We start from the raw sequence: 23,707 nt of genomic DNA on the forward strand, positions 1-23,707 counted from the left end.
AACAACTCCTGCTGCGGAGTATGGGTCCCGGCCTTCGCCGGGACAACGGTGGAGAGCTTGGAGAAAGCTATGACAACAAACAACATCAACACCCTCCCCCGCACCGACGATGTCGTCATCGTCGGCGGCGGCCTCGCCGGGCTCTTTTGCGCATTGAAGCTCGCGCCGCGGCCCGTGACATTGATCTCGGCCGCGCCGCTCGGACAGGGCGCATCGTCCGCATGGGCGCAAGGTGGAATCGCCGCGGCAATGGCTGAAGGCGATACGCCGGAAGCGCACGCCGCGGACACGGTTGCCGTTGGCGGCGGCATCGTCGACGAAGCTGTTGCACTCGGGATCGCGCGCGAGGCCGCACCGCGGATTCACGATCTGCTCGCCTATGGCGTGCCGTTCGACCGCGATCTCGAAGGCAGGCTCGCAGTCGGGCGCGAGGCCGCACATTCAGCGCGGCGTATCGTGCATGTGCGTGGCGATGGCGCGGGCGCCGCCATCATTGCGGCGCTGAGCGATGCCGTGCGGCGCACGCCGTCGATCCGATTGATCGAAGGTTTCGTCGCCGAGGCCCTATTGACCGAGGACGGCGCCGTCGCCGGCCTTCAGTTGCGCGAAGCCGACAATTTCGCCGCACGGCCGGTCCTGCTCGCCGCGCGCACCGTGGTGCTCGCGACGGGCGGCGTCGGTCATCTCTATGCCGTCACCACCAATCCGCGCGAGGCCAGCGGATCCGGCCTCGCGATCGCCGCACGCGCAGGCGCGGTCATCGCGGATCCCGAGTTCGTGCAGTTTCACCCGACCGCCATCATGGTCGGCCGTGATCCCGCGCCGCTCGCCACGGAAGCGCTACGCGGCGAAGGCGCGACGCTGATCAACGGCCGTGGCGAGCGCTTCATGGCCGCGCGCCATCCGCTCGCCGAGCTCGCACCGCGCGACATCGTGGCTCGCGGCGTGTTCGCGGAGATCGCGGCCGGGCGCGGCGCCTTCCTCGATGCGCGGCAGGCGCTGGGCGGACGTTTTGCCGACAAATTCCCGACCGTTCATGCAAGCTGCATCGCCGCCGGCATCGACCCCGCCACGCAGGCCATCCCGATCGCCCCGGCGGCGCACTATCACATGGGCGGCATCGCGGTGGACGATCGCGGCCGCAGCTCGATCGACGGGCTCTGGGCCGGCGGCGAAGTGTCGTCCACCGGCGCGCACGGCGCGAACCGGCTGGCGTCGAATTCGCTGCTGGAGGCCGTGGTTTACGCCGCGCGCATCGCCGACGACATCGCCGGCCGCGCGATTCCCTCGCCCGCCCGCCTTGCCGACGTGGTGACGCCACGGGGCGGCGCGCCGGATGCTGCGGCCGTGAAGCGGCTGCGGATGCTGATGAGCACTTATGTCGGCGTGATCCGCGATGGTGACGGGCTTGCGGACGCAGTTCGCAGCTTCGCCGCGCTCGAACGCGAGGCCACGAGCATCGCGGTCAGCAACATGGCCACGGCAGCCCTGCTCGTGGCGGCGTCGGCCTGGAACCGGTGCGAGAGCCGCGGGGCGCATTTCCGCACCGACCATGCCGCGGACGTTCCCGCACTCGCACAACGCACCATGACCATGCTCACGGCGGCACGCGAGATCGCGGACAGCCTGAGCGAACGCCCGACACCGCGCACCGCGCAACCCCTGATCGCCTGATGGAGTCTGCCATGATCACCCCGACCTCCCTCCTCTATCCCGACGCCTTCCTCTCCCCCCTCGCGATCGACGAGGCCGTGCTGCGCGCGCTCGATGAGGATCTCGGCCGCGCCGGCGACATCACCTCGCTTGCGACGATACCCGAGGCAACGAAGGCGCAAGCTATCCTGGTCGCACGGCAATCCGGCGTGATCGCCGGCTTGCCGCTGGCGGTAGCCACCTTGCAAAAGCTTTCGCCCGGGATCGAGATACGCGCACATGTTCGTGACGCCGCGCGCGTCGCCCGCGGACAGCAGGTGCTGACGATCTCCGGGCCGGCACGCGCCATCCTCACGGCGGAGCGGACCGCGCTGAATTTCGTCGGCCGCCTGTCGGGCGTCGCGGCGCTCACGGCGGACTATGTTGCGCGCACCGAGGGCACCCGGATGCGGATCTGCTGCACGCGAAAGACCACGCCCGGGCTGCGCGCGTTGGAGAAATACGCGGTACGCTGCGGCGGCGGCTTCAATCACCGTTTCGGGCTCGACGACGCGATCCTGATCAAGGACAACCACATCGCGGTCGCCGGCGGCATCCGCCCCGTGCTGGCGCGCGCCCGCGCCCATGCCGGCCACCTCGTCAAGATCGAGATCGAGGTCGACACGCTTTCGCAGTTGCGCGAGGTACTCGACACCGGCCTTGCCGACGCCGTGCTGCTCGACAATATGGACATTGCGACGCTGCGCGAAGCCGTTGGGATCAACGAGGGACGCCTTGAACTGGAGGCATCCGGCGGTGTCACGCTGGACTCGATCGCAGCCATCGCGGCGACCGGCGTCGACTACGCTTCAGCCGGCGCGCTGACGCATTCGGCGCCGAATTTCGACTGCGCGCTGGATATCGAAGCGTGATGACTACCGCCGCTCGCTTACGCCCATCTCGGCGGAGCTCTTGGCTTCCTGGGTGAGCTCGGCGGAGAGCGCGGCGGTCTGCGCGGGGGTGCCCCAGCTCGGCTCCTCGCTGCCGTCGCCCCATGCACGCGGGCGATAGAAGGTGTGGACGCCGGTCTTGTACATCTTCTTCATCTCGGCGACCCAGGACGGGCGCACCCAATAGGCGTGGTAGTGCGTGGACTTGCCGACCTCGGGTAGCCAGATCTGGCCGTCGAGCATGGCCTTCGAGATCTTTTTCGCGCGCTCCCACATCTCGGGCTCGCGGATCACGTCGGCATTGTTGTCGCAGGCAAAGGTGAACTGGCAGGCGAGATGGCGGTGCTTGTTCTGGTAGACGGCGCCGCACACGGTGTCCGGATATTTGCCGGAGAACACGCGGTTCATTACCACCTGCGCAACAGCCATCTGGCCGCGCACGGCCTCGCCGCGCGACTCGAAATAGACGGCCTCCGCGAGGCATTTTTCAGACTTCGCGCGCGACTTGTCGTCCAGTGCGAGCCGCTCCGCCGGCGATCTGGCGCGCTGGTTGTCGACGTTGACCTCACCCTTCGGCGCGACGCTCTCGCCGCTTTCGATATCCTTCGCAATATCCTCCGAGGGCGGCGACAACGAGGCCGTCACCTTCATGTCGGGATCGGGCATCACGATCAGCGGCTCCGCACCGGGTTGCCAGCTCTCGATGCTCTCGACATTGCCACCGAGCGACGAGCTGCCGAAGAACAGGTTCGAGGTCTTGACGCGGAATGGATCGCGCGGCGGTGCAGCCGGAATGGTGGCCTGCTTCAGCGCTTCGAGCGGCTGGAGCGCGAGCGAGCGCGCAACATCACTGGCTTGTGGCGCATTGGTGTATTGCGGCAGCGGCGGCGAGCGCAGCGCTTCGGCGAGTTCGGGATCGAGCGCGGCCGCGGACTCCGGCGACATCGCCTGCGGCAGCGCGACGGTCTTGGCGCCGAACACCGAGCTGTTCGACGTCGCGGGATCTTCCTGCGTGGGCGCTGCCGTCGGCGCGACCGCTTCGGGAGCCTGCGTCGGCGTGGCCGTTGCGAGGCGGTCACCCTTCATGGAGCGATCGACCTTGGGAAAATCGGCAGCCTGGTAGCGCGGCGGCGCCTGAAGCGCCGGATTGCGGCTGATCGCGCCGGTGACGTCGCGGCCGTCGAGGCTCGCGAGGCGAACCATCGCGCTCTGCGGCGCCGAAGTGCCGATCGGTCGGGAAAAACTGTAGGTGGCGAGCTGTATGGAGGACGCGGCAGAGAACACCTGCTTCTGCCAACGCTCCGCGACGCCGGGTTGGCGCGCCAGCAGCGAGGCAATGTCCTGATAGCCGGTCTCTCTCGGCATCAATGCGAAGATGCAGAGACCGATGCCGAAGGACGCGAACCGCGCGCCCTTCGGATGGGTACGCAACAAAAACATCGATACGCTCACGCTACGCTTACGCTAGAAAATCGAGCCGCAGTACATCCGTGCAATTCGATCTTTATCGTGAGTATCTAATTTAGGTTGCCGAGGCGTTAATCGGCGTTGCGCATGCGGCACACGCAAGCAATCGCAGGTGTTTTCACGGGGTGATGATGCGCGGTGGTAAATGCGCCCTCACGCGACGGGGTAAACAATCGGTCAACGCGAATGGTGAAGGAACTCTTGCGCGCACGTGTCATTGCGGGACGCGCGATGGGTTCCCGGTGTTGCAACATCATCCGCTGTCATGCCCCGACTTGATCGGGGCATCCAGTACGCCGCGGCTTCTACGTTCTGGCACTCACGTCTCGGCGTACTGGATCGCCCGGTCAAGCCGGGTGATGACAGCGAGTGTGTGGTGATCGCAATGACGGCGTGGAAGCAGTCGAGCCTCAAAAAGAAAGAGGCGGGGCTTAGCCCCGCCTCTCCGCATTCAGCATTTCAAATCGGCTTATGCCTGGCTCGCGATCGCCTTGCCGAGCGCGGCTTGCGCGGCGGCGAGGCGGGCGATCGGGACGCGGTAGGGTGAGCAGGAGACGTAGTCGAGGCCGATCGCGTGGCAGAAGGCGACGGAGGCGGGATCGCCACCGTGCTCGCCGCAGATGCCGACCTTGAGCGAGGCGCGCGTCTTACGACCGCGTACGACGCCGATCTTGACGAGCTCGCCGACGCCTTCCTGGTCGAGCGCGACGAAGGGATCGATCGGCAGGATGCCCTTGGAGACGTAAGTCCCGAGGAAGCTCGCGGCATCGTCACGGCTGATGCCGTAGGTCGTCTGCGTGAGGTCGTTGGTACCGAACGAGAAGAACTCGGCGCTCTCCGCGATCTCGGCCGCGAGCAGGCAGGCGCGCGGCAACTCGATCATGGTGCCGACCTGATAGGTCAGCTTGGTGTTGGTGTCGCGCATCACCGCCTTCGCGGTGGAGTCGATGCGCGCCTTGACGAGGTCGAGCTCCATCTTGGTGGCGATCAGCGGCACCATCACCTCGAGGCCGACGGCCTTGCCGGTGCGCTTCTCGGCCTCGACCGCCGCTTCGAAGATCGCACGCGCCTGCATCTCGGCGATCTCGGGATAGGCGATCGCGATACGGCAGCCGCGGAATCCGAGCATCGGATTGAACTCCGACAGCTCGCGCGCGCGGTCGGCCAGGCGCCGCGGGTCGGTGTTCATGGCGCGCGCCACTTCCTCGACCTCGGCATGGGTGTGCGGCAGGAACTCGTGCAGCGGCGGATCAAGCAAGCGGATCGTGACGGGGAGGCCCTTCATGATCTCGAACAGCTCGACGAAGTCGGCGCGCTGCATCGGCAGCAGCTTTGCCAGCGCAGCGCGGCGCGACTGCTCGTCCTCGGAGAGGATCATCTCGCGCACCGTGCGGATGCGCGTCTCCTCGAAGAACATGTGCTCGGTACGGCAGAGGCCGATGCCTTCCGCGCCGAACTTGATCGCGGTGTGCGCATCCTCCGGCGTGTCCGCGTTGACGCGCACGCCGATCTTGCGGACCTGGTCGGCCCATTTCATCAGCGTGCCGAACTCGCCGGACAGCTCGGGCTCGATCATCGGCATGCGGCCGGCGAGCACCTGGCCGAGCGAGCCGTCGATGGTGATGACGTCGCCGGTCTTGAAGGTGCGCGAGCCGATGCTCATGGTGCCGCGGCCGTAATCGACCCGGATGGTGCCGCAACCGGAGACGCAGGGCTTGCCCATGCCGCGCGCGACCACCGCGGCATGCGAGGTCATGCCACCGCGGGTGGTCAAGATGCCTTCGGCAGCGTGCATGCCGTGGATGTCTTCGGGGCTGGTCTCGATCCGGACCAGAATCACCTTGCGTCCGTCGGCCTGAAGCTTGGCCGCCTCGTCCGAGGAGAACACGATCTCGCCGGAGGCCGCCCCAGGCGAGGCCGGCAGGCCGGTCGCGATCACGTCGCGCTTGGCGTTGGGGTCGATGGTCGGATGCAGCAACTGGTCGAGCGAGGCGGGGTCGATCCGCGTCACCGCTTCCTTCTTGGTGATCAGGCCTTCATTGGCGAGCTCGACCGCGATGCGCAGCGCCGCCTTGGCAGTGCGCTTGCCGCCGCGGGTCTGAAGCATCCACAGCTTGCCCTGCTCGACCGTGAACTCCATGTCCTGCATGTCGCGGTAGTGCTTCTCGAGCAGCGTGTAGATCCGCGTCAGCTCCTTGTAGGCCTCCGGCATCGCCGCTTCCATCGACGCCTTGTCGGAGCCGGATTCCTTGCGCGCGTCTTCGGTGATGTCCTGCGGCGTACGGATGCCCGCCACCACGTCCTCGCCTTGCGCGTTGATCAGGAACTCGCCGTAGAGCTTGCTCTCGCCGGTCGAGGGATTGCGGGTGAAGGCGACGCCGGTCGCCGAGGTCTCGCCCATGTTGCCGAACACCATGGCCTGCACGTTGACCGCGGTGCCCCAGGATTCCGGGATGTCGTGCAGCCTGCGGTAGGTCACCGCGCGTGCGTTCATCCAGGATGAAAACACCGCGCCAATCGCGCCCCAGAGCTGGTCGTGCGGATCCTGCGGAAAATCCTTGCCGGTTTCGCGCGCGACCGCGTCCTTGTACTTGCCCACCAGATCGACCCAGTCGTCGGCGGTGAGATCCGTGTCGAGCGTATAGCCCTGGCTGTCCTTGAAGGTGTCGAGGATTTCCTCGAAGTGATGGTGCTCGAAGCCGAGCACCACGTCCGAATACATGGTGATGAAGCGGCGATAGCTGTCATAGGCGAAGCGGCGATCGCCCGACAGTTCCGACAGCGCTTCCACGGTCTCGTCGTTGAGGCCGAGATTGAGCACCGTGTCCATCATGCCCGGCATCGAGGCGCGGCCGCCGGAACGCACGGAGACGAGCAGCGGGTTCTTGGAATCGCCGAAGATCTTGCCGGTCAACTTGCCGACATGGTCGAGCGCCTTCTCAACCTGCGACTGCAATTCCTTCGGGTAGGATTTGTCGTGCGCGTAGAAGTAGGTGCAGACCGAGGTCGGAATGGTGAAGCCCGGAGGAACCGGCAGGCCGAGATTGGCCATCTCGGCGAGGTTGGCGCCCTTGCCGCCGAGCAGGTCGCGCATCTCCGCTTTGCCCTCGGCCTTGCCGTCGCCGAACGTGAACACCCACTTGCCGGCCTTGGCCGCAACAGGCGCAGCCTTGCTTGAAGCAGGCTTGCTTGAAGCAGCCTTGCTCGGTGCCGGCTTCGCGGCGACCTTCGGCGCAATCGGCTTCGTCGGTGCCTTTGCAACAGCCTTGGAAACCGACTTGGCGGCAGGCTTCACAGCCGGCTTGGCCAGCGGCTTCGCAGCGGCCTTGGCCACGGGCTTCGGGGCGCGCTTGGCAAGTGCCTTGCGGGCCGCCGGCGCGGCTTTCGCCTTGGCGGAGGACTTTGATTTCGCTGGCATTTTCGCTGAAGTTTTCGAGGCGGCTTTGGCCATAGCTTGCACACAACCTGCGAGAGGAATGGGTAATTGCGGGCCTTACACCACTTTGGGCAGGTCCGCGCAAGTCGAAGAGTTCCGTAGAATGAAGGCCTAGAGATGGAGCCACTTCAACAATCCGAGCCCGATCGCACCATTTATGATGAGAAAAATCGCGACGATCAGGTTCAGCAGGCGCGGCATGATCAGGATGAGCACACCCGCAAGCAGAGACAGGATCGGCGAGATGTGGGCGACGGTGATGTGCATGAATTTTCTTTCCGTGGGGTGGGGGCGAATCGCGGCGGGATCATAGCGGACTGGGTTCCGCGGGTAGAGACGCACTGGGCGCGCGCGAGTTCCCGGCTCCGCGAAAACAGCCCGAAAATGCCGCGAATGCGGCGGGCGTTTTCCGGAACATCGCCAAGACGCCTGCATTGGCAACCGGTCGCGCCATTGGCGCTTCCCGAAACCTTCTCGAAGGAGTTGCCCATGCGGAACAGGATTCTTGCTCTTGCAGCGCTCGCGGCCGCGATCGGCTCGCCCCTTGCGGCGCAGGCGCAAAGCAGCGTCACCGTGGGACGCGCGCCCGTCGTCGTCGAGAGCGGCCCGACCATCGCGGTCGAGCAGCGGCCGGCTTTCCGCGACTATGTCGTCGAACAACGTGTACCGGCTTTCCGCATCCCGGATCGCGTGGTGGTCGGTGCCACCTTACCTGAAAGCGGCGTCACCTATTATGACGTGCCGCAGCGTTTCGGCGCCACCACCTATCGTTATACCGTCGTGAACGGCGAGACCGTGCTGGTCGAGCCGCGCTCGCGGCGCATCGTCGAGGTGATGGACTAGCGTTCTCCGGAATCGACTAGGTGTCCGGCGCGTCACATCAATCAGGCTGACGCGAGCAGTATAGTCGGACATCAGGCCCCGCCCGGTCCTCCCCCCGCCGGGCGGGGCTTTTTTGTGCTGTCGTCATTCCGGGGCGCGCGAAGCGCGAGCCCGGATTGACAGTGTTGGCGGCCGCGGGACCGCGCTCAATCCTGGATCTTCGAGAAATCCGCCACCGCACGCGTGGCGCTGCGGATTTCGTTGAGCAGCTTCAGGCGGTTCTCGCGCACCTGCGTATCCTCGTCGTTGACGCGGACTTTCTCGAAAAATGCATCGACCGGCGGGCGTAGCTTGGCCATCGCACTCATCGCGGCAGCGAAGTCTTCCTTCGCGACAGCAGCGCTTGCCTCCGCCTTCACTTCGCCGATCGCCTTGGCCAGCGCCTTCTCCTCGCCGAGACCGTAGAGCGCGGCATCGGGCGCGCCGTCGAAGCTGCGCTTGTCCTTCTTCTCCTCGATGCCGAGGATATTGCTGGCGCGCTTGATGCCGGCGAGCAAATTCTTGCCGTCGTCGGTCTCGAGAAACTTTCCGAGCGCCTCGACGCGACGGACGATCATCAGGAGATCGTCCTGGCCGCCGAGCGCGAACACGGCGTCGACGAGATCGTGACGCGCGCCCTGCTCCCGGAGCTGGACCTTGAGGCGGTCGGCGAAGAAGGCAAGCAGGTCGCTCGGGAGCTTCTGCGCATCGGCAGGCTTCAAGGACAAGCCGGTGAGTGCGGACGCCGCCATCTTCATGATCGACAGACGCAGTGCGTTCTCAGCGATCAGCCTGATCACACCCAGCGCCGCGCGACGCAGCGCATACGGGTCCTTGCTGCCGGTCGGCTTTTCGTCGATCGCCCAGAAGCCGACGAGCGTATCGAGCTTGTCCGCGAGCGCCACCGCGACGCTAACCGGATCGGTCGGCACGCGATCCGCAGGACCTTGGGGCTTGTAGTGCTCTTCGCAGGCGGCCGCGACGGACGCATCCTCACCCTGCGCCAGCGCGTAGTACTTGCCCATCAGGCCCTGCACCTCGGGAAACTCGCCGACGACTTCGGTCAGCAAATCCGCCTTCGCCAGATGCGCGGCCCGCGCGGCCTTTGCGACATCGGCGCCGACCAGCGGCGCGATCTCGGCGGCGAGACGTTCGATGCGCTTGATGCGCGCGGCCTGTGTGCCGAGCTTCTCGTGAAACACGATCTGCTCGAACTTCGGCAGCCGGTCTTCCAGCTTCGTCTTCAGGTCCGTCTCATAGAAGAACTTTGCATCCGACAGGCGCGGACGGATCACGCGCTCATTGCCGGCGACGATGGTCTTGCCGCCGTCGGGCGCCTCGATGTTCGCGGTGAGGACGAATTTGTTGGTCAGCTTGCCGGTCTTGGGATCTTTGACGACGAAGCATTTCTGGTTGTTGCGGATCGTGGCGCGGATCACCTCGTCGGGGATCGCGAGATATTCCGCTTCGAACGATCCCATCATGACGACCGGCCATTCGACGAGGCCCGAAACCTCATCGAGCAGCACCTGGTCCTCGACCAGTTCGAACCCTTGCGCGAAGGTCAGCTCCTTGGCATCGGCGAAGATGATGTCCTTGCGCGCCTGCGGATCGAGGATGACTTTTGCCGCCTTCAGCTTCGCTTCGTAATCCTCGAAGCGTCGCACGGAAATCGCGCTAGGAGCCATGAAGCGGTGACCGTAAGTGGTTTGGCCGGTCTCGATGCCGTCCACCGCAAACTTCACGACGTCGGGCTCTTCGGTCTCGAGCCCGAAGGTCGCGGTGATCGCGTGCAGCGGGCGCACCCAGCTCAGCGAGCCCGGCTTGCCCGAGCGCGCACCCCAGCGCATCGATTTCGGCCAGGGGAAGGTGCGGATGATCACGGGGAGGATTTCCGCGAGCACGTCGATCGCGTCGCGGCCGGGCTTCTCAATCAGCGCGATGTAGAAGTCGCCCTTCGGGTCGCGCTGGATCTTGGCCTCATCCAGCGACGTCAAACCTGTCGCTTTCAGAAAACCCTGCACGGCCGCATCGGCCGCGCCGATCTTCGGTCCGCGGCGTTCGGTCTTCAGGTCAGGCTGGCGCGCCGGAATGCCGTGCACGGTCAGCGCGAGCCGGCGCGGCGTCGCGAACGCCTTTGCGCCCTCGTAGACGAGGCCTTCGGCAACGAGCTTGTCGGTGACCATGCGGCGCAGATCGTCGGCCGCCTTGGCCTGCATGCGTGCGGGAATTTCTTCGGAGAACAGTTCAAGCAACAAATCAGGCATCAGGCCGCTCCGCCCGCTTCAGTATGGATCCAGGCCTCGCCGCAAGCCTTTGCCAGTTCGCGCACGCGAAGAATGTAGCTCTGCCGCTCCGTCACCGAGATCACGCCGCGCGCGTCGAGCAGGTTGAACACATGGCTCGCCTTGATGCACTGGTCATAGGCCGGCAGCGACATCAGATGCGCCTCGCGCTTGCCGTCCTTCCAGCCGGCTTCTAGGTACTTTCTGCACGCGCTTTCAGCCATCTTGAATTGCTCGAACAGCATCGCGGTGTCAGCGATCTCGAAATTGTGCTTCGAATATTCCCGCTCGGCCTGCAGGAAGACATCGCCATAGCTGACCTTGGCGTCACCGTCGCGGCCGTTGAAGTTGAGGTCGTAGACGCGATCGACGCCCTGCACATACATCGCGAGCCGCTCGAGCCCGTAGGTGAGCTCGCCCGCGACCGGCGCGCATTCGACACCCGCGACCTGCTGGAAATAGGTGAACTGGCTGACTTCCATGCCGTCGCACCAGCACTCCCAGCCGAGGCCCCAGGCGCCCAGCGTCGGGCTCTCCCAATCGTCCTCGACGAAGCGAATGTCGTGCATGGCAGAATCGATGCCGATCGCCGCGAGCGACTTCAGGTACAGCTCCTGAAGGTTCGGCGGCGACGGCTTCATGATCACCTGGAACTGGTAGTAGTGCTGCATCCGGTTCGGATTCTCGCCGTAGCGGCCGTCCTTGGGCCGCCGGGAGGGCTGCACATAGGCCGCATTCCAGGGCTTTGGCCCGAGCGCGCGCAGCGTGGTCGCCGGATGGAAGGTGCCCGCACCCATCTCCATGTCGTAGGGCTGCAGGATCACGCAGCCCTGCTCGGCCCAGAACCGCTGGAGCGCGAGGATAAAGCCCTGGAACGAGCGTTCCGGGCGCATATGGGCGGGCAAGGAGGCGTCCATCGTCAGATCGGGCTCTCGCGGGGGGTTGAATCGCGCGGGACCGTATCGACGGCAGGAGTGGGAATCAAGGCAAAGGGGGGTGGAGTGTCCGGTCATGCCCGGGCTTGTCCCGGGCATCCACGTTCTTCATGCGTCAGGCAAGGCGTAGATGGCCGGGACAAGCCCGGCCATGACGACTGCAGCCACTAACCCGGCCGATAGGCTCCGGTCACGGGATCCTGCTTCAGCGTCTGGACGGCCCCCCTATGGGCGGCCTCGGCGACGCGCGAGAGGCGCATCTCCTCCAGCTCCTGATTGATCCGGATAGCGGTCTTGTAGGCCCAGCGGACCACGGCAAGCCCGCCCAGGACGCCCGCGAAAGCGACGAACGGCGGCATCGGTCGATCCTTGTTCAATGCTCAGCCCCCACGCGCATTCTTGCCCAGACCCGGCTGCACCGCAATTGGCTCAGCCTCAAGTCTCCTTGGGACCAAATGGCGCGGGAGGGCGCCGCCTAGAACCCGAATTTCGCCCAGATCGCGCGCGTCTCGACCGCCGAGATCAGCTCGTCCGGCAGGCCGACCATTGATTCCACGGCCGAAAGCTGCCCCGCGCCGGGCGATTTCCGGCCCAAAAGGCTGGAGAGCAGACCGGTCGGCTGGGCAATCACGGGGGTGAGAACCTTCTCGCCATAGCGGGCACGAAGAGTTGAGCGGAGATCGCCGATGCTGTCGGCGAGCCCCAGCGCGACCGAACTCTCGCCGGCCCAGTATTCACCCGTGAACAGCGTGTCGTCGGAGCCCTTCAGCCGCGCGCCGCGGCTCTCCTTCACCAGCGCGATGAATATCTGGTGGATCTCGCGCTGGAGCGCCTTGAGCTTGGCGACGTCGTCGGGGTTTTCAGGGAGAAACGGGTCGAGCATCGCCTTGTGCGCGCCGGCGGTGTAGAGGCGCCGCTCGATGCCGAGCCGCTTGATCGCCTCCTGGAAACCAAAGCTGCCGCCGACCACGCCGATGGAGCCGAGGATCGAGGAGGGATCGCAGATGATCTCGTCGCCGGCGCAGGCGATCATGTAGCCGCCGGAGGCCGCGACGTCCTCGACGAACACCAGCACCGGCAGCTTCTTCTCCGCCGCGAGCTGCTTGATGCGCAGGTAAATCTGGCGCGACTGCACCGGCGAGCCGCCGGGCGAGTTGATCACCAGCGCCACCGCCTTGGCGTTGCGCATCGAAAACGCCCGCTCCAGCACCCGCGAAACGGTCGCGAGCGTCATGCCCGGGCGCAGCGGCGTCACCGCGCCGATCACACCGGACAGCCGCACCACCGGCACCACGGCCGTGCCGGGACGGAAGCGCGCCGGCAGATATTGCATGAGCTTGTCGGCCAGGCCGGAACTCTCACGATCGTTCAATTGTTCGGCCATGCCGTTACCTCTGATTAACCATTTCTTATCACGCGACTGTCATTGGAAGGGCCCGGAACGTGTTTTGCAGAAACTCCGTTGAGAGGCTGCAATGGGCCAGCGGAGAACACCATGAAAATCTATCTGCTGATGCTGCTGATCGGTGCGCTGTTCATGGCGATCCGCCTGACGACTCCCCAAGAGCAGCAATCGGAATCGCTTCCGCAATAGCTCAGCACGGTTCCACCAGGGGTAGAACCGCCCTTCCCTCCAGAATATCCATCACCTCTTTTTTAGGCACGCGTGATTCCTCGTTGAGGATGAGGCCCGGCAACAATCGTGTCGGAGCCCTCCCGCCCTTGATCGCGCGCACCAGCACGCGGATCGCTGGCCGCCCGGCTTCACCGTGAACCGGCAGGATCGCGAGACTGCCGAAGCCGCGAGACAGCGCCGCCAAAACCTCCGCGATCCCATCTGCGCGCCAAATCAATGTCAGCGCGCCATGCGATCGGAGGATGCGCCGCGCCGCATGCACCCAGGCATTCAGCGTCTCGTCCGTCGCCACATGCGCGATCTGGCGCGCCTGATCGGGCGAGCCGCGATGGCGAGCGGGATCGTTGAAGGGCGGGTTCATCAGCACCACGTCGACGCTGTCGGGCGCGAGCCCGCTGGCTGCGAAGACCTGCGCCTCTGCGGTGACGTCGAGCACGATCGTCTCGGCGGCAATCGCATTCGCTGCCGCATTGGCGCGCGCAAGCTCCGCCAGCTCCGGATCGATCTCGACCAAGCCGAGCCTGATCCCGGCCACGCGCCGAGCCAACGCAAGCCCGGCCGTGCCGATGCCGGCGCCGAGATCGACGACGCGGTCGCCCGCCCTCGCCTCCGTCGCCGCCGCGAGCAGAATGGCGTCGTGCCCCGCGCGATGGCCGGACCGCTTCTGCTTCAGCCGCAATTGCCCGCCGAGAAAGGCGTCCTCGGTGAGGTCTGCCAGGGCTTCACTCATCGCCGCGCAGTTCGTGGCTGAGGCCGGCCTCGGTCAGTAGCTGCCGGGCCTCGATGGCGTCGTCCTCGTGGACCAGGATCCGCCGCGGCAAAATGCCGAGCGAGCCCTCGATGATGCTCATGTTCTGGTCCAGCACCAGATGATGGATGTTGGCGCCGTCGAGCAGCGCGCCTATCGCCGACACCAGCACCATATCGTTGGTCCGAACCAGTTCTCGCAAAACACAGGCCTCCTGCCTGACGGGGATTAAGCGCCAAATGTCAATGGTTCCACGGCCCTTGCCGCATCCCCGTCCAGTTTCTATTGTCTTTCCATCAGAATAGCCCTTCCGGGGCAAATATTGGAGACCGGCGTGGCCGTCATCGTACCTTTCGAAACTCCCGGCGCGTCGATCGAAGAGCTGGTTGCCCTTGTCGCCGGTGACATGGAGCGCGTCAACGCCACGATCCTGTCGCGGACAGGTTCGGACGTGACCATGATCCCGGAGGTCGCCAACCATTTGATCTCCTCAGGGGGCAAGCGCCTGCGGCCGATGCTGACGCTGGCCATGGCCAACCTCGCCGGCTACACCGGCGACGGTCATATCAAGCTCGCCGCCAGCGTCGAGTTCATGCATACCGCCACCTTGCTCCATGACGACGTCGTCGACGAGAGCGAGATGCGCCGCGGCAAGCTGTCGGCGCGCATGCTCTGGGGCAATGAGGCGAGCGTGCTGGTCGGCGATTTCCTGCTCGGGCAAGCCTTCCGCATGATGGTCGAGGTCGGCTCGCTCCGCGCGCTCGACATTCTCTCCGCGGCCGCCGCCACCATCGCCGAGGGCGAGGTGATGCAGCTTGCCGCCGCCAAGAACACCGCGACCACCGAGGACGAATATCTCGCCGTGATCCGCGGCAAGACCGCCGAGCTGTTCGCGGCCGCCTGCGAGGTCGGCCCCGTGATCGCCAACCGCCCGAAGGCAGAGCAGACCGCCTGCCGCTCGGTCGGCATGAATCTCGGCATCGCCTTCCAGCTCGTCGACGACGTGCTCGACTATGGCGGCAAGAGCGCCAAGCTCGGCAAGAACACCGGCGACGATTTCCGCGAGGGCAAGATCACGCTGCCCGTCGTGCTCGCCTTCCGCCGCGGCAACGACACCGAGCGCGCCTTCTGGATCCGCGCGCTCGAGCGCGGCGAGATCGGCGACACCGACCTCGACCACGCCATCGGGCTGATGAACAAGCATCGTGCGCTCGAAGACACGCGGAGCCGCGCCCAGCACTACGGCGCCATGGCGGTGGACGCGCTGGCGCTGTTCCCGTCCTCGCCGATGAAGAGCGCGCTGGAGCAGGTCGTGGCGTTCTGTCTGGCCCGGTCGCATTAGCTTCTCGCATCCCTAGCGCTTGCTGGTCGCCACACCCTCAGTGTCGTCCCGGCGAAGGCCGGGACCCATTACCCCGGTCAGCGTTGTCTTAGCGGCTCTGGCTACCATCGTGCACCACAACAACAGTCGTGGGTATGGGTCTCAGCCTTCGCCGGGACGACATCGCTGAGGTAGGCGCCACCACTTCATCAACACCGTCACTGCGAACGCAGCGACAGCTCCAGCTTCGCAGCTGCCTTGGCTCCCTCCACCCGAATCGGCCACTGCTCGCCCAGTGACTTGCATTTTGCAAGTAACTTACCTAGCTTCACGCCATGCAGCCCAAATCTCCTTCCATCCAGGAATGTCCGGTCGGCCGCGCCGTGGAGACGGTCGGGGAATGGTGGAGCATCCTGATCCTGCGGGATGCCTTCCAGGGCGCAACGCGGTTCGACGAATTCGAACAGAACCTCGGGATTGCGCCGAATATCCTATCGCGGCGCCTTGCTCACCTCACCAAGACGGGCATGTTCGTCCGCCGCCGCTACAATGAACGGCCGCCGCGCTACGAATATGTGCTGACGGACAAGGCCCGGGACTTCTTCCCCGTGGTCGCGACCCTGCTCGCCTGGGGCAACAAGCATCTCGCGCCGAAGGGCGAAGCGATCCTGCTCGCGAACCGGCACGATCGTCGTCCGTTCGATCCGGTCGTGGTCGATGCCGCCGACATGCAGCCGATCACGCTCACCAATGCGGTCATCATCGCCGGTCCCCGCGCCAGCCGTCTCATGCGTAAACGGCTGACCTCGCTCAAAGCCATGAACCCGGCCGTCGCGCCGGCTGGAGACTGACATGCGTCGTATTGTCGTGACGGGAATGGGCGCGGTGTCGCCGCTTGGCTGCGGTGTCGAACTGTCGTGGCGCCGGCTGCTGGCCGGCCAAAGCGGGCTGCGCCCGCTGCCGGAATGGTCGCAGGCGCTGCCCGCACGCATCGCCGGCCTCGTGCCCGACAAGGCCGATGAGGCGGACGGCGGCTTCGATCCCGCGCAGGCGGCCGCGCCAAAAGACCAACGCAAGATGGACCGCTTCATCCTGTTTGCGCTGCTCGCCACCGCAGAGGCGGTTGCGCAGGCCGGCTGGACGCCGCAGGACGCGGCAGCGCAGGAACGAACCGCAACGATCATCGCCTCCGGCGTCGGCGGCTTTCCGGCGATGGCGGAGGCGGTGCGCATCACCGAACAACGCGGCCCGCGCCGGCTCTCGCCGTTCACGATCCCCTCCTTCCTCGCCAATCTCGCCGCCGGCCACGTCTCGATCAAATACGGCTACAAGGGAGCGCTGGGCACACCGGTCACGGCGTGCGCCGCCGGCGTTCAGGCGATCGGCGATGCCGCGCGCATGATCCGCGCGGGCGAGACTGATGTGGCGATCTGCGGCGGCGCGGAAGCCTGCATCGACATCGTCAGCCTCGGCGGCTTTGCTGCGGCCCGCGCTCTGTCGAGCGGGTTCAACGACGCGCGCGCCTCGCGCCCGTTCGACCGCGACCGCGACGGTTTTGTCATGGGCGAAGGCGCCGGCATCCTGGTGATCGAGGAGCTGGAGCATGCGTTGGCGCGTGGCGCGACGCCGATTGCGGAGATCGTCGGATACGGTACGACCGCCGACGCCTATCACATGACATCGGGTCCGCCTGACGGCGATGGCGCCCGGCGCGCCATGGAGATCGCGCTCCGGCAGGCCAAGCTTGCGCCCGCGGATTTGCAGCATCTGAACGCGCATGCGACGTCGACGCCGGCTGGCGACGAGAGCGAACTCGGCGCGATTGCCGCGCTGTTCGGCCGCGACCGCGGCATCGCGGTGAGCGCGACCAAATCGGCCACCGGCCATCTGCTCGGCGCCGCGGGTGGGCTGGAAGCGGTCTTCACCGTGCTCGCCCTGCGCGATCAGATCGCGCCGCCGACGCTCAATCTCGAAAATCCTGATCCCGCCGCAGACGGCATCGACATCGTCGCCGGTGTGGCGCGCCCGATGCCGATGCAGCACGCGATCTCGAACGGGTTCGGCTTCGGCGGGGTGAATGCCAGCGTGATCTTCCGCCGGATGGGCTAAACGACGGGCCTTACAAACGACGGCCTTGCAATCGCGGCAAGCATCGCTACCAAAGCAGGATGATCAACACGAATTTCTGGCTGTTCCTGGCCGCCGCTTGTCTCATCGCCGCCGTTCCCGGCCCCGGCATTTTCTACGTCGCGGCAAGGACCTTGTCGGAAGGGCGCGCCAGCGGTTTTGCATCGACCGCGGGCACTGCGCTCGGCGGGCTGGTTCATGTGGTCGCGGGCAGCCTCGGCATCTCCGCGATCATTCTTGCCAGCGCCGAACTGTTTGCCGCCGTGAAATTCGTCGGCGCACTCTATCTGGTCTGGCTCGGCATCAGGACTTTTCGCAACGCTGGCCGCGCGCTGTCATTCGACAGCGAGCCCGTCGGCGACAAGCGCGCCTTTCGCGACGGCGTGCTGGTCGAGGCGCTGAACCCGAAGACCGCCGCCTTCTTCCTCGCCTTCATTCCGCAGTTCCTTGACCCCGCGGGATCGAACCCGACGCTGCAATTCCTCATGCTGGGTGCGATCTCGGTGACGCTGAACACGCTCGCCGACATCATGGTGGTGCTGATGGCATCCGCGACACGCACTCAGTTGATCGGAAGGCCGCATCTGATGCGACGTCTCACCCGGGGCTCCGGTGTCTTCATTGCAGGGCTCGGCCTGTCGCTCGCACTGGCGCGGCGGCCCGCGAATGGATAACGCCACCATGCTTGCCCCGCAAAGCCGCACTTACGAGTCTCACGGCTTGCGACTGCACTATGCCGACTGGGGCAACGACGGCGCGCCGGTCGCCATCCTGGTCCATGGCGGGCGCGATCATTGCCGGAGCTGGGACGTCATCGCCCGGTCGCTACAGCCGCATTTTCACGTGCTCGCACCCGACCTGCGCGGTCACGGCGATTCCGACTGGACCAAAGGCGGCAGCTACGCGCTGACGGAGTATGTGTACGATCTCGCCCAGCTCGTTCGTGCCATCGCGGCCCCTCAAGTCACTCTCATCGGCCATTCCATGGGCGGCATGGTCAGCCTGATCTTTACGGGGTCATTCCCCGAACAGGTCTCGAAGCTGGTCGTGCTCGACGGCGTGACGATGTTGCCGGATACACCCAAACCGCCGGTGCATGAGCGGATCGGCAAATGGGTCGGTCAGCTCGACAAGCTGCACGACCGCGCACCGCGCCGCTATTCGACGCTCGAAGATGCGGCGGCGCAGATGGTCCTTCACAACAAGCGGCTGTCTCGCGACCTCGCGCTGCATCTCGCCACCCACGGCGCGCGGCAGAACGAGGACGGCACCTATAGCTGGAAGTTCGATCCCTACCAGCGCGCCTCTGCGCCGCACCGGCTCTGGCCGGACGATCACATCGCGCTGTGGTCGCGCATCACCTGCCCGACGCTGCTCTTGAATGCCGGCGAAAGCTTTCTGGCTGGCGCGAGGGCCGCGGGCCTGGAGCGCTACTTTCCGCAGGCGCGCGTCGAGACCATCGCCGGGGCCGGACACTGGCTGCAACATGACAAGCCGCAGGAGGTGTTGAGTGAGATCCGGGAGTTTCTCGGGCTGGCCTAGCTCAGCGTCCCCGCGTGCACCCACCAGCCGGAATGATCCCTGCGGATCTTCTCAGCGGCGGCATGCGCCTCGGCAGATGCGCCATAGATCCCAAAGCACGTCGCACCCGAGCCGGACATGCGGGCGAGCTTGACGCCGGCGGAGCCACGCAAGGCTTCCAGCACGTCGCCGATGACAGGCTCGATGCGCATCGCGGGGGCTTCGAGATCGTTGGCGACGGCCTCGAGCGTGTCGATCCAATCGGCAATGGAGGCGCCCTCGCCCGGCCAGGCCGGGGCGTCGAGGACGGAGGTGGCGCCGACCAGGAGTTCGCCGTTGCGCAGACCCAGTGCCTGAAACACATCCTTGGTCGCGACCGGCACGCGCGGATTGACCATCACGCAGGGCATGCTCGGCAGCATCAAGGGCAGCAGCTGCTCGCCGACACCGGTCATGTCGCAGGCGCGCGAGAACAGGCACACCGGCACGTCGGCGCCGGTCGCAAGCGCAACGTTCTGCAGCCGCGGGTCTTCGAGCGAAAGATCGTTGAGACGCGCCAGCAATCGCAGCGCCGCCGCGGCGTCGGCCGAACCGCCGCCGATGCCGGCCGCGACCGGGAGCACCTTGTCGAGCGCGAATGCGCCCAGCTTCAGGTTCGGGACGGCTTCGGCCAGGAGTTTGGCCGCCTTGAACACGAGGTTGTCGGCCATATCGCCGCAGGCCGCCGCGAGCGGCCCCGTCGTGGTGAGCTTCAGCTCGCCGCCGGGCTCCAGCGTGAGCCGGTCGGCGCAGTCGGCAAACGCGACGACGCTTTCGAGATCATGATAGCCGTCGGTACGACGGCCGACCACGCGAAGGCTCAGATTGACCTTCGCGCGCCCTTCTTCAATCAACGCCGGCATTGACGACACGCCCCCAACCTCAACTCACTCAGCCGCCCTTGCCGTCGTCCTTCTTCTTCTCCTTCTCCGCCTGCGCAGCCGAGGAGTTCGAATTGTCGTCGGTCATGCCGTTTGCAATCTTGGCCTCGATCTTCGGAAGCTCATCTGCTTCGGGCTTGAGGTCGCGGGCGTGGGCCCACTGGAACTTGGCTTCCAGCGTGCGGCCAACGCGCCAATAGGCGTCGCCAAGGTGATCGTTGATGGTGGGATCCTCGGGCTTGAGGTCGATCGCCCGCTCGAGGTTCTTCACCGCATCCTCGTAGTTGCCGATGCGGTAATAGGCCCAGCCAAGGGAGTCGACGATGTAGCCGTCGTCCGGGCGCTGCTCGACCGCCCGCTTGATCATCTTCATGCCTTCGTCGAGATTGATGCCCTGGTCGATCCAGGAATAGCCGAGATAGTTGAGGACGTGCGGCTGGTCGGGCTGCAGCTCGAGCGCCTTCTTCATGTCGGCTTCGGCCTTGCCCCATTGCTTTGAGCGCTCCTCGCAGATGCCGCGATAATAGTACCAGACGCTGTTGGCCTTGTCGTTGCCGGCCGGCAGCACGTCGACGCCTTGTGAATAGGTCGCGCCGCATTCGCCAAACTTCTTGCGGCCGCGCTCGATGTTGCCGAGCGCCATGATGGCTTCCAGATCCTTGGAATCCTCAGTGGTGACGCCCTTGAGGATCTTGATCGCCTCGTCAGTGCGGTCGGCGGAATCCAGATCGATGGCAAGCTGAATCTGGGCGTTGCGCTTGAGTGGCGAGGACGCCGGCACCCGCTCATAGACCTTTATCGCCATCTGCGGCCGCTTCACCGATTCATAGAGATCGGCGAGCGAGAGCAGCGCCAGGGGATGGGTGGGCTGAAGGTAGAGCGAGAGCTGCAGATAGACCAACGCCAGATCCTCGCCGCCGCGGCGGGTCAGTGTGGCGCCGATGCCGTAGAGTGCTTCTGCGGCGCCGGCTTGCGCGCTATCGACCAGCGGCGGCATCTTCTTGCCGGCCTTGGTGTCGCGCAACCCTTCCACGATTAGCGGATGGCGGGCGAGCTTCTTGTCGAAAGCCTGGTAGACCGTGGTCGCGGCCGCCGAGTCCTTGTTGCGCGACAGCCAGCGCGCATAGGCCTCGGTGACGCGCAGCATGGAATCGTCGAGCTTGTAGGCACGCTCGAACCGGGTGCCGGCGTCTTTCTCCTTGCCCGCGAGCTCGAGGATCATGCCGGCGTGGAGATCCTTGAACAGCGGATACCATTCCGGACCGGCCAGCTTGTCGATGGTGGCGACGCCGCCCTTGGCATCCCCCGCACCATAGGCGGCCCAGCCCGACAGCAGCGTGGCAACGAGATCGGTAATCGGACCACGGATCGACTGGTTGATGTTGGTCTGCGCGGCCGCATACTTCTTGAACTTGAGATCGTGCACGCCGACGACGAGGCGTGCAACGCGGTTAGTCTTGTCGATGGTCAGGATGCGCTCGGCGAGCTTGACGGCTTCGTCGATGTCACCGTCGGCGACCGAAGAGATGAAGGCGCGGTCGAGCAGCTCGTTGTTCTTGGGATCGGTGCGCAGGGCCGAGCGATAGAACGCGGCGGCGGAGGCCGCATCGCGCTCGACGCTGGCGTGGCGGGCGGCGAGATAGCTGCCGGAGGTGGTCAGCGCCTTCAGATCGTTTCGGGTCGGAAACTGCGCCGCCGTATCGGACGGATGATCCGGCGTCTGCGCCAGGACCGCGCCGGGGACCGTCGCCATCGCTGAGCCCATGAGGGCAATGGCGGCAACAGTCCAACGGTTGAAACGATTTGAAAGCATCAGGGCTCGCCTTGAGTTGGTAGTGCCTGGGTTTGCAGAAGGCCGTATCGCATGCGAACGCGGCCGGTGGCATGGGGACCCGGAACCGTCAGGCCGACAATGCCGCTTTTGGCGCTTCACCGCAAGGATTCGGGCCGGGCGATCCCCTCCGCACGGCCCAAATCGACCAAGTGGCCGGTCAAGAGCGCCCCAAGACGCCGCCAGTATGGCCGTATCGTGGCCGCGACCCGCGAAGGCGGCCGGGTTCTCACGCGAACGTGCGTCACAGGGCGAAGATCACGCAACTTTGGTCACATTGGGCCTTGGTCACATGGATCGTGGCTTGATGACCCCAGCCTACATCGCCTCGTAGTTCGGACCGCCGCCGCCCTCCGGGGGAACCCAGGTGATATTGCCGTTGGGGTCTTTCACGTCGCAGGTTTTGCAGTGGACGCAGTTCTGGGCGTTGATCTGGAAGCGCGGGCCCGAACCTTCCTCGATCCACTCATAGACGCCGGCCGGGCAATAGCGATTCGACGGACCGGCGAACACGTCGTGCTCGGAGGTTTTCTGGAGGTTCATGTCCGTGACCTTGAGATGGACCGGCTGGTCCTCCTCATGATTGGTATTGGACAGGAACACCGACGAGAGCTTGTCGAAGGAAATCTTGCCGTCCGGCTTCGGGTAGGTCCGCGGTGCGTGGGTCTTGGCCGGATCGAGCGTCGCGCGATCGGGCTTGGCGTGCGACTGGGTGCCAAACAGCGAGCCGCCGAACAGCGTGTTGCACCACATGTCGAAGCCGCCGAGCGCAACGCCGAGCACCGTGCCGAACTTCGACCACAACGGCTTGACGTTGCGGACCAGGAACAAATCCTTGCCGACCGAGGAGGAGCGCCAGGCGTTCTCGTAGTCGACGATCTCGTCATTGGCGCGATCGGCGGCAATGGCGGACGCAACGTGCTCGGCGGCGAGCATGCCCGTGCCCATCGCGTTGTGCACGCCCTTGATCCGGGGAACGTTGACGAAGCCGGCCGCGCAGCCGATCAGGGCGCCGCCGGGGAAGCTGAGTTTCGGGACCGACTGATAGCCGCCCTCGGTGATGGCGCGCGCGCCATAGGCGAGCCGCTTGGCACCTTCGAAGGTGGAGCGGATTGACGGATGGGTCTTGAAACGCTGGAACTCGTCGAACGGTGACAGATACGGGTCATCGTAGTTGAGATGCACGACGAAGCCGACGGCAACGAGGTTGTCGTCGTAGTGATAGAGGAACGAGCCACCGCCGGTCTTCAGATCGAGCGGCCAGCCGAACGAATGCTGGATCATACCCTTCTGGTGCTTGGCGGGATCGATCTGCCAGACTTCCTTGAGCCCGATGCCGAATTTCGCCGGCTCGCTCTTGGTATCCAGCGCGAACTTCGCGATGAGCTGTTTGGTCAGGCTGCCGCGCGCGCCTTCCGCGAACAGCGTGTACTTGCCGAGCAATTCCATGCCACGGGTAAAGGAGTCCTTCGGCTTACCGTCCCGGCCGATGCCCATGTCGCCCGTGGCAATGCCCTTCACCGCGCCCTGCTCGTCATAGAGCACCTCGGCCGCGGCAAAGCCCGGATAGATCTCGACGCCTAGCGCTTCCGCTTTGCGTGCCAGCCAGCGGCAGACATTACCAAGCGAGCCGATATAGCAGTGATGATTGTCCATCAGCGGCGGCATGATGAAGTTAGGCAGCCTGATCGCGCCGCCGCCCGTCATCCAGTAGAAGCGGTCGTCCTTCACCTGAGTCTTCAGAGGACAATCGGAATCCTCGCGCCAGTCCGGCATCAGCTTGTCGAGCCCGGCCGGGTCGATCACGGCGCCGGAGAGAATATGCGCACCGACCTCGGAGCCCTTCTCCACCACGACGACGTTGAGATCGGCATTGATCTGCTTCAGCCGGATCGCTGCAGCCAGGCCCGAGGGGCCTGCGCCGACGATGACGACGTCGAATTCCATGGATTCGCGCGGGGGAAGTTCTTCGGTGCTCATCTGATCTCAGCCCTTGAGACGGTCCTTGGTCGATTGCGCCCTCTTGTTTCCGATTTT

20 protein-coding genes are annotated in these 23,707 nt (G+C 65.4%); 8 read left to right on the forward strand and 12 right to left on the reverse strand.

Annotation, left to right across the window (positions count from 1 at the left end; translation table 11 throughout):
• Positions 1-69: 69 nt before the first annotated feature.
• Both AC0L3C_RS22790 and nadC read left to right on the forward strand, forming a co-directional pair.
• Positions 70-1,674, forward strand: coding sequence for an L-aspartate oxidase (locus AC0L3C_RS22790; RefSeq protein WP_473409035.1), 1,605 nt, complete (start codon positions 70-72; stop codon positions 1,672-1,674).
• A gap of 11 nt (positions 1,675-1,685) precedes the next feature.
• Complete coding sequence (gene nadC, locus AC0L3C_RS22795) at positions 1,686-2,564, forward strand: carboxylating nicotinate-nucleotide diphosphorylase (protein ID WP_473409036.1); 879 nt, start codon at positions 1,686-1,688, stop codon at positions 2,562-2,564.
• A 3-nt stretch (positions 2,565-2,567) separates the two neighbouring features.
• On the opposite strand, the gene AC0L3C_RS22800 is transcribed toward nadC, so the two are convergent.
• The 3 genes from AC0L3C_RS22800 to AC0L3C_RS22810 all read right to left on the reverse strand — a co-directional run bounded on the left by AC0L3C_RS22800 (position 2,568) and on the right by AC0L3C_RS22810 (position 7,752).
• Positions 2,568-4,022 carry a cell wall hydrolase gene (locus AC0L3C_RS22800; protein WP_473409037.1) on the reverse strand — a complete coding sequence of 485 codons (1,455 nt, stop codon included), beginning with the start codon at positions 4,020-4,022 and terminating at the stop codon, positions 2,568-2,570.
• Positions 4,023-4,518: 496 nt separating this feature from the next.
• Positions 4,519-7,500 carry a pyruvate, phosphate dikinase gene (gene ppdK, locus AC0L3C_RS22805; RefSeq protein ID WP_473265901.1) on the reverse strand — a complete coding sequence of 994 codons (2,982 nt, stop codon included), beginning with the start codon at positions 7,498-7,500 and terminating at the stop codon, positions 4,519-4,521.
• A gap of 96 nt (positions 7,501-7,596) precedes the next feature.
• Positions 7,597-7,752, reverse strand: a complete 156-nt coding sequence (locus AC0L3C_RS22810; RefSeq protein WP_007594951.1) for a DUF3096 domain-containing protein — start codon at positions 7,750-7,752, stop codon at positions 7,597-7,599.
• Positions 7,753-7,974: 222 nt separating this feature from the next.
• On the opposite strand from AC0L3C_RS22810, the gene AC0L3C_RS22815 reads away from it, so the two are divergent.
• Positions 7,975-8,328, forward strand: coding sequence for a DUF1236 domain-containing protein (locus tag AC0L3C_RS22815; protein WP_473265900.1), 354 nt, complete (start codon positions 7,975-7,977; stop codon positions 8,326-8,328).
• A gap of 185 nt (positions 8,329-8,513) precedes the next feature.
• Here AC0L3C_RS22815 and glyS read toward each other — a convergent pair whose 3' ends face one another.
• The 6 genes from glyS to AC0L3C_RS22845 all read right to left on the reverse strand — a co-directional run bounded on the left by glyS (position 8,514) and on the right by AC0L3C_RS22845 (position 14,152).
• Complete coding sequence (glyS, locus tag AC0L3C_RS22820; RefSeq protein ID WP_473265899.1) at positions 8,514-10,613, reverse strand: glycine--tRNA ligase subunit beta; 2,100 nt, start codon at positions 10,611-10,613, stop codon at positions 8,514-8,516.
• A complete protein-coding gene (locus AC0L3C_RS22825; protein WP_473265898.1) occupies positions 10,613-11,548 on the reverse strand; it encodes a glycine--tRNA ligase subunit alpha in 936 nt (311 codons plus the stop codon). Before AC0L3C_RS22825 ends, glyS begins: the two co-directional genes overlap by 1 nt.
• A 185-nt stretch (positions 11,549-11,733) precedes the next feature.
• Positions 11,734-11,925, reverse strand: a complete 192-nt coding sequence (locus AC0L3C_RS22830; RefSeq protein WP_473265939.1) for a hypothetical protein — start codon at positions 11,923-11,925, stop codon at positions 11,734-11,736.
• A 116-nt stretch (positions 11,926-12,041) separates the two neighbouring features.
• Positions 12,042-12,950 carry a S49 family peptidase gene (locus AC0L3C_RS22835; RefSeq protein ID WP_473265897.1) on the reverse strand — a complete coding sequence of 303 codons (909 nt, stop codon included), beginning with the start codon at positions 12,948-12,950 and terminating at the stop codon, positions 12,042-12,044.
• 211 nt (positions 12,951-13,161) lie between these two features.
• Positions 13,162-13,932 (reverse strand): tRNA1(Val) (adenine(37)-N6)-methyltransferase, encoded by a 771-nt coding sequence (locus tag AC0L3C_RS22840; RefSeq protein WP_473409038.1) that lies wholly within the window; start codon positions 13,930-13,932, stop codon positions 13,162-13,164.
• On the reverse strand, positions 13,925-14,152 hold the full coding sequence (locus tag AC0L3C_RS22845) for a putative signal transducing protein (RefSeq protein WP_007607161.1): 228 nt from the start codon (positions 14,150-14,152) through the stop codon (positions 13,925-13,927). The genes AC0L3C_RS22840 and AC0L3C_RS22845 overlap by 8 nt, the downstream gene beginning before the upstream one ends.
• 132 nt (positions 14,153-14,284) lie before the next feature.
• Here AC0L3C_RS22845 and AC0L3C_RS22850 point away from each other — a divergent pair, with 132 nt between their 5' ends.
• The 5 genes from AC0L3C_RS22850 to AC0L3C_RS22870 all read left to right on the forward strand — a co-directional run bounded on the left by AC0L3C_RS22850 (position 14,285) and on the right by AC0L3C_RS22870 (position 18,940).
• Positions 14,285-15,292 (forward strand): polyprenyl synthetase family protein, encoded by a 1,008-nt coding sequence (locus AC0L3C_RS22850; RefSeq protein WP_007594965.1) that lies wholly within the window; start codon positions 14,285-14,287, stop codon positions 15,290-15,292.
• Between the two features lie 314 nt (positions 15,293-15,606).
• Positions 15,607-16,122: a winged helix-turn-helix transcriptional regulator gene (locus AC0L3C_RS22855; RefSeq protein ID WP_473409039.1), complete on the forward strand. Its 516-nt coding sequence runs from the start codon at positions 15,607-15,609 to the stop codon at positions 16,120-16,122.
• 1 nt (position 16,123) lies between these two features.
• Positions 16,124-17,380, forward strand: coding sequence for a beta-ketoacyl-ACP synthase II (gene fabF / locus AC0L3C_RS22860; protein ID WP_473409040.1), 1,257 nt, complete (start codon positions 16,124-16,126; stop codon positions 17,378-17,380).
• Positions 17,381-17,439: 59 nt separating this feature from the next.
• Entirely contained in the window at positions 17,440-18,072 is a 633-nt protein-coding gene (locus AC0L3C_RS22865; RefSeq protein WP_473409041.1) for a LysE family translocator, read from the forward strand.
• Positions 18,073-18,079: 7 nt separating this feature from the next.
• Positions 18,080-18,940: an alpha/beta fold hydrolase gene (locus AC0L3C_RS22870; RefSeq protein WP_473409075.1), complete on the forward strand. Its 861-nt coding sequence runs from the start codon at positions 18,080-18,082 to the stop codon at positions 18,938-18,940.
• Here the strand turns inward: AC0L3C_RS22870 and AC0L3C_RS22875 are convergent.
• From AC0L3C_RS22875 to AC0L3C_RS22885, 3 genes are all read right to left on the reverse strand, one after another.
• Complete coding sequence (locus AC0L3C_RS22875) at positions 18,937-19,821, reverse strand: 4-(cytidine 5'-diphospho)-2-C-methyl-D-erythritol kinase (RefSeq protein WP_473262874.1); 885 nt, start codon at positions 19,819-19,821, stop codon at positions 18,937-18,939. The two genes, AC0L3C_RS22870 and AC0L3C_RS22875, sit on opposite strands and share 4 nt — an antisense overlap.
• A 28-nt stretch (positions 19,822-19,849) precedes the next feature.
• Positions 19,850-21,652, reverse strand: coding sequence for a tetratricopeptide repeat protein (locus AC0L3C_RS22880; RefSeq protein ID WP_473278953.1), 1,803 nt, complete (start codon positions 21,650-21,652; stop codon positions 19,850-19,852).
• A 336-nt stretch (positions 21,653-21,988) separates the two neighbouring features.
• Complete coding sequence (locus AC0L3C_RS22885) at positions 21,989-23,650, reverse strand: electron transfer flavoprotein-ubiquinone oxidoreductase (protein ID WP_247357009.1); 1,662 nt, start codon at positions 23,648-23,650, stop codon at positions 21,989-21,991.
• Positions 23,651-23,707 lie beyond the last annotated feature (57 nt).

This window comes from Bradyrhizobium sp. WSM4872, from assembly GCF_055811715.1.

What these genes read in the sequence shown, in the direction of transcription:
- AC0L3C_RS22790 (WP_473409035.1), top strand. Translation starts at nt 70, where the DNA reads ATGACAACAAACAACATCAACACCCTCCCCCGCACCGACGATGTCGTC.
- nadC (WP_473409036.1), top strand. Translation starts at nt 1,686, where the DNA reads ATGATCACCCCGACCTCCCTCCTCTATCCCGACGCCTTCCTCTCCCCC.
- AC0L3C_RS22800 (WP_473409037.1), bottom strand. Translation starts at nt 4,022, where the DNA reads ATGTTTTTGTTGCGTACCCATCCGAAGGGCGCGCGGTTCGCGTCCTTC.
- ppdK (WP_473265901.1), bottom strand. Translation starts at nt 7,500, where the DNA reads ATGGCCAAAGCCGCCTCGAAAACTTCAGCGAAAATGCCAGCGAAATCA.
- AC0L3C_RS22810 (WP_007594951.1), bottom strand. Translation starts at nt 7,752, where the DNA reads ATGCACATCACCGTCGCCCACATCTCGCCGATCCTGTCTCTGCTTGCG.
- AC0L3C_RS22815 (WP_473265900.1), top strand. Translation starts at nt 7,975, where the DNA reads ATGCGGAACAGGATTCTTGCTCTTGCAGCGCTCGCGGCCGCGATCGGC.
- glyS (WP_473265899.1), bottom strand. Translation starts at nt 10,613, where the DNA reads ATGCCTGATTTGTTGCTTGAACTGTTCTCCGAAGAAATTCCCGCACGC.
- AC0L3C_RS22825 (WP_473265898.1), bottom strand. Translation starts at nt 11,548, where the DNA reads ATGGACGCCTCCTTGCCCGCCCATATGCGCCCGGAACGCTCGTTCCAG.
- AC0L3C_RS22830 (WP_473265939.1), bottom strand. Translation starts at nt 11,925, where the DNA reads ATGCCGCCGTTCGTCGCTTTCGCGGGCGTCCTGGGCGGGCTTGCCGTG.
- AC0L3C_RS22835 (WP_473265897.1), bottom strand. Translation starts at nt 12,950, where the DNA reads ATGGCCGAACAATTGAACGATCGTGAGAGTTCCGGCCTGGCCGACAAG.
- AC0L3C_RS22840 (WP_473409038.1), bottom strand. Translation starts at nt 13,932, where the DNA reads ATGAGTGAAGCCCTGGCAGACCTCACCGAGGACGCCTTTCTCGGCGGG.
- AC0L3C_RS22855 (WP_473409039.1), top strand. Translation starts at nt 15,607, where the DNA reads ATGCAGCCCAAATCTCCTTCCATCCAGGAATGTCCGGTCGGCCGCGCC.
- fabF (WP_473409040.1), top strand. Translation starts at nt 16,124, where the DNA reads ATGCGTCGTATTGTCGTGACGGGAATGGGCGCGGTGTCGCCGCTTGGC.
- AC0L3C_RS22865 (WP_473409041.1), top strand. Translation starts at nt 17,440, where the DNA reads ATGATCAACACGAATTTCTGGCTGTTCCTGGCCGCCGCTTGTCTCATC.
- AC0L3C_RS22870 (WP_473409075.1), top strand. Translation starts at nt 18,080, where the DNA reads ATGCTTGCCCCGCAAAGCCGCACTTACGAGTCTCACGGCTTGCGACTG.
- AC0L3C_RS22875 (WP_473262874.1), bottom strand. Translation starts at nt 19,821, where the DNA reads ATGCCGGCGTTGATTGAAGAAGGGCGCGCGAAGGTCAATCTGAGCCTT.
- AC0L3C_RS22880 (WP_473278953.1), bottom strand. Translation starts at nt 21,652, where the DNA reads ATGCTTTCAAATCGTTTCAACCGTTGGACTGTTGCCGCCATTGCCCTC.
- AC0L3C_RS22885 (WP_247357009.1), bottom strand. Translation starts at nt 23,650, where the DNA reads ATGAGCACCGAAGAACTTCCCCCGCGCGAATCCATGGAATTCGACGTC.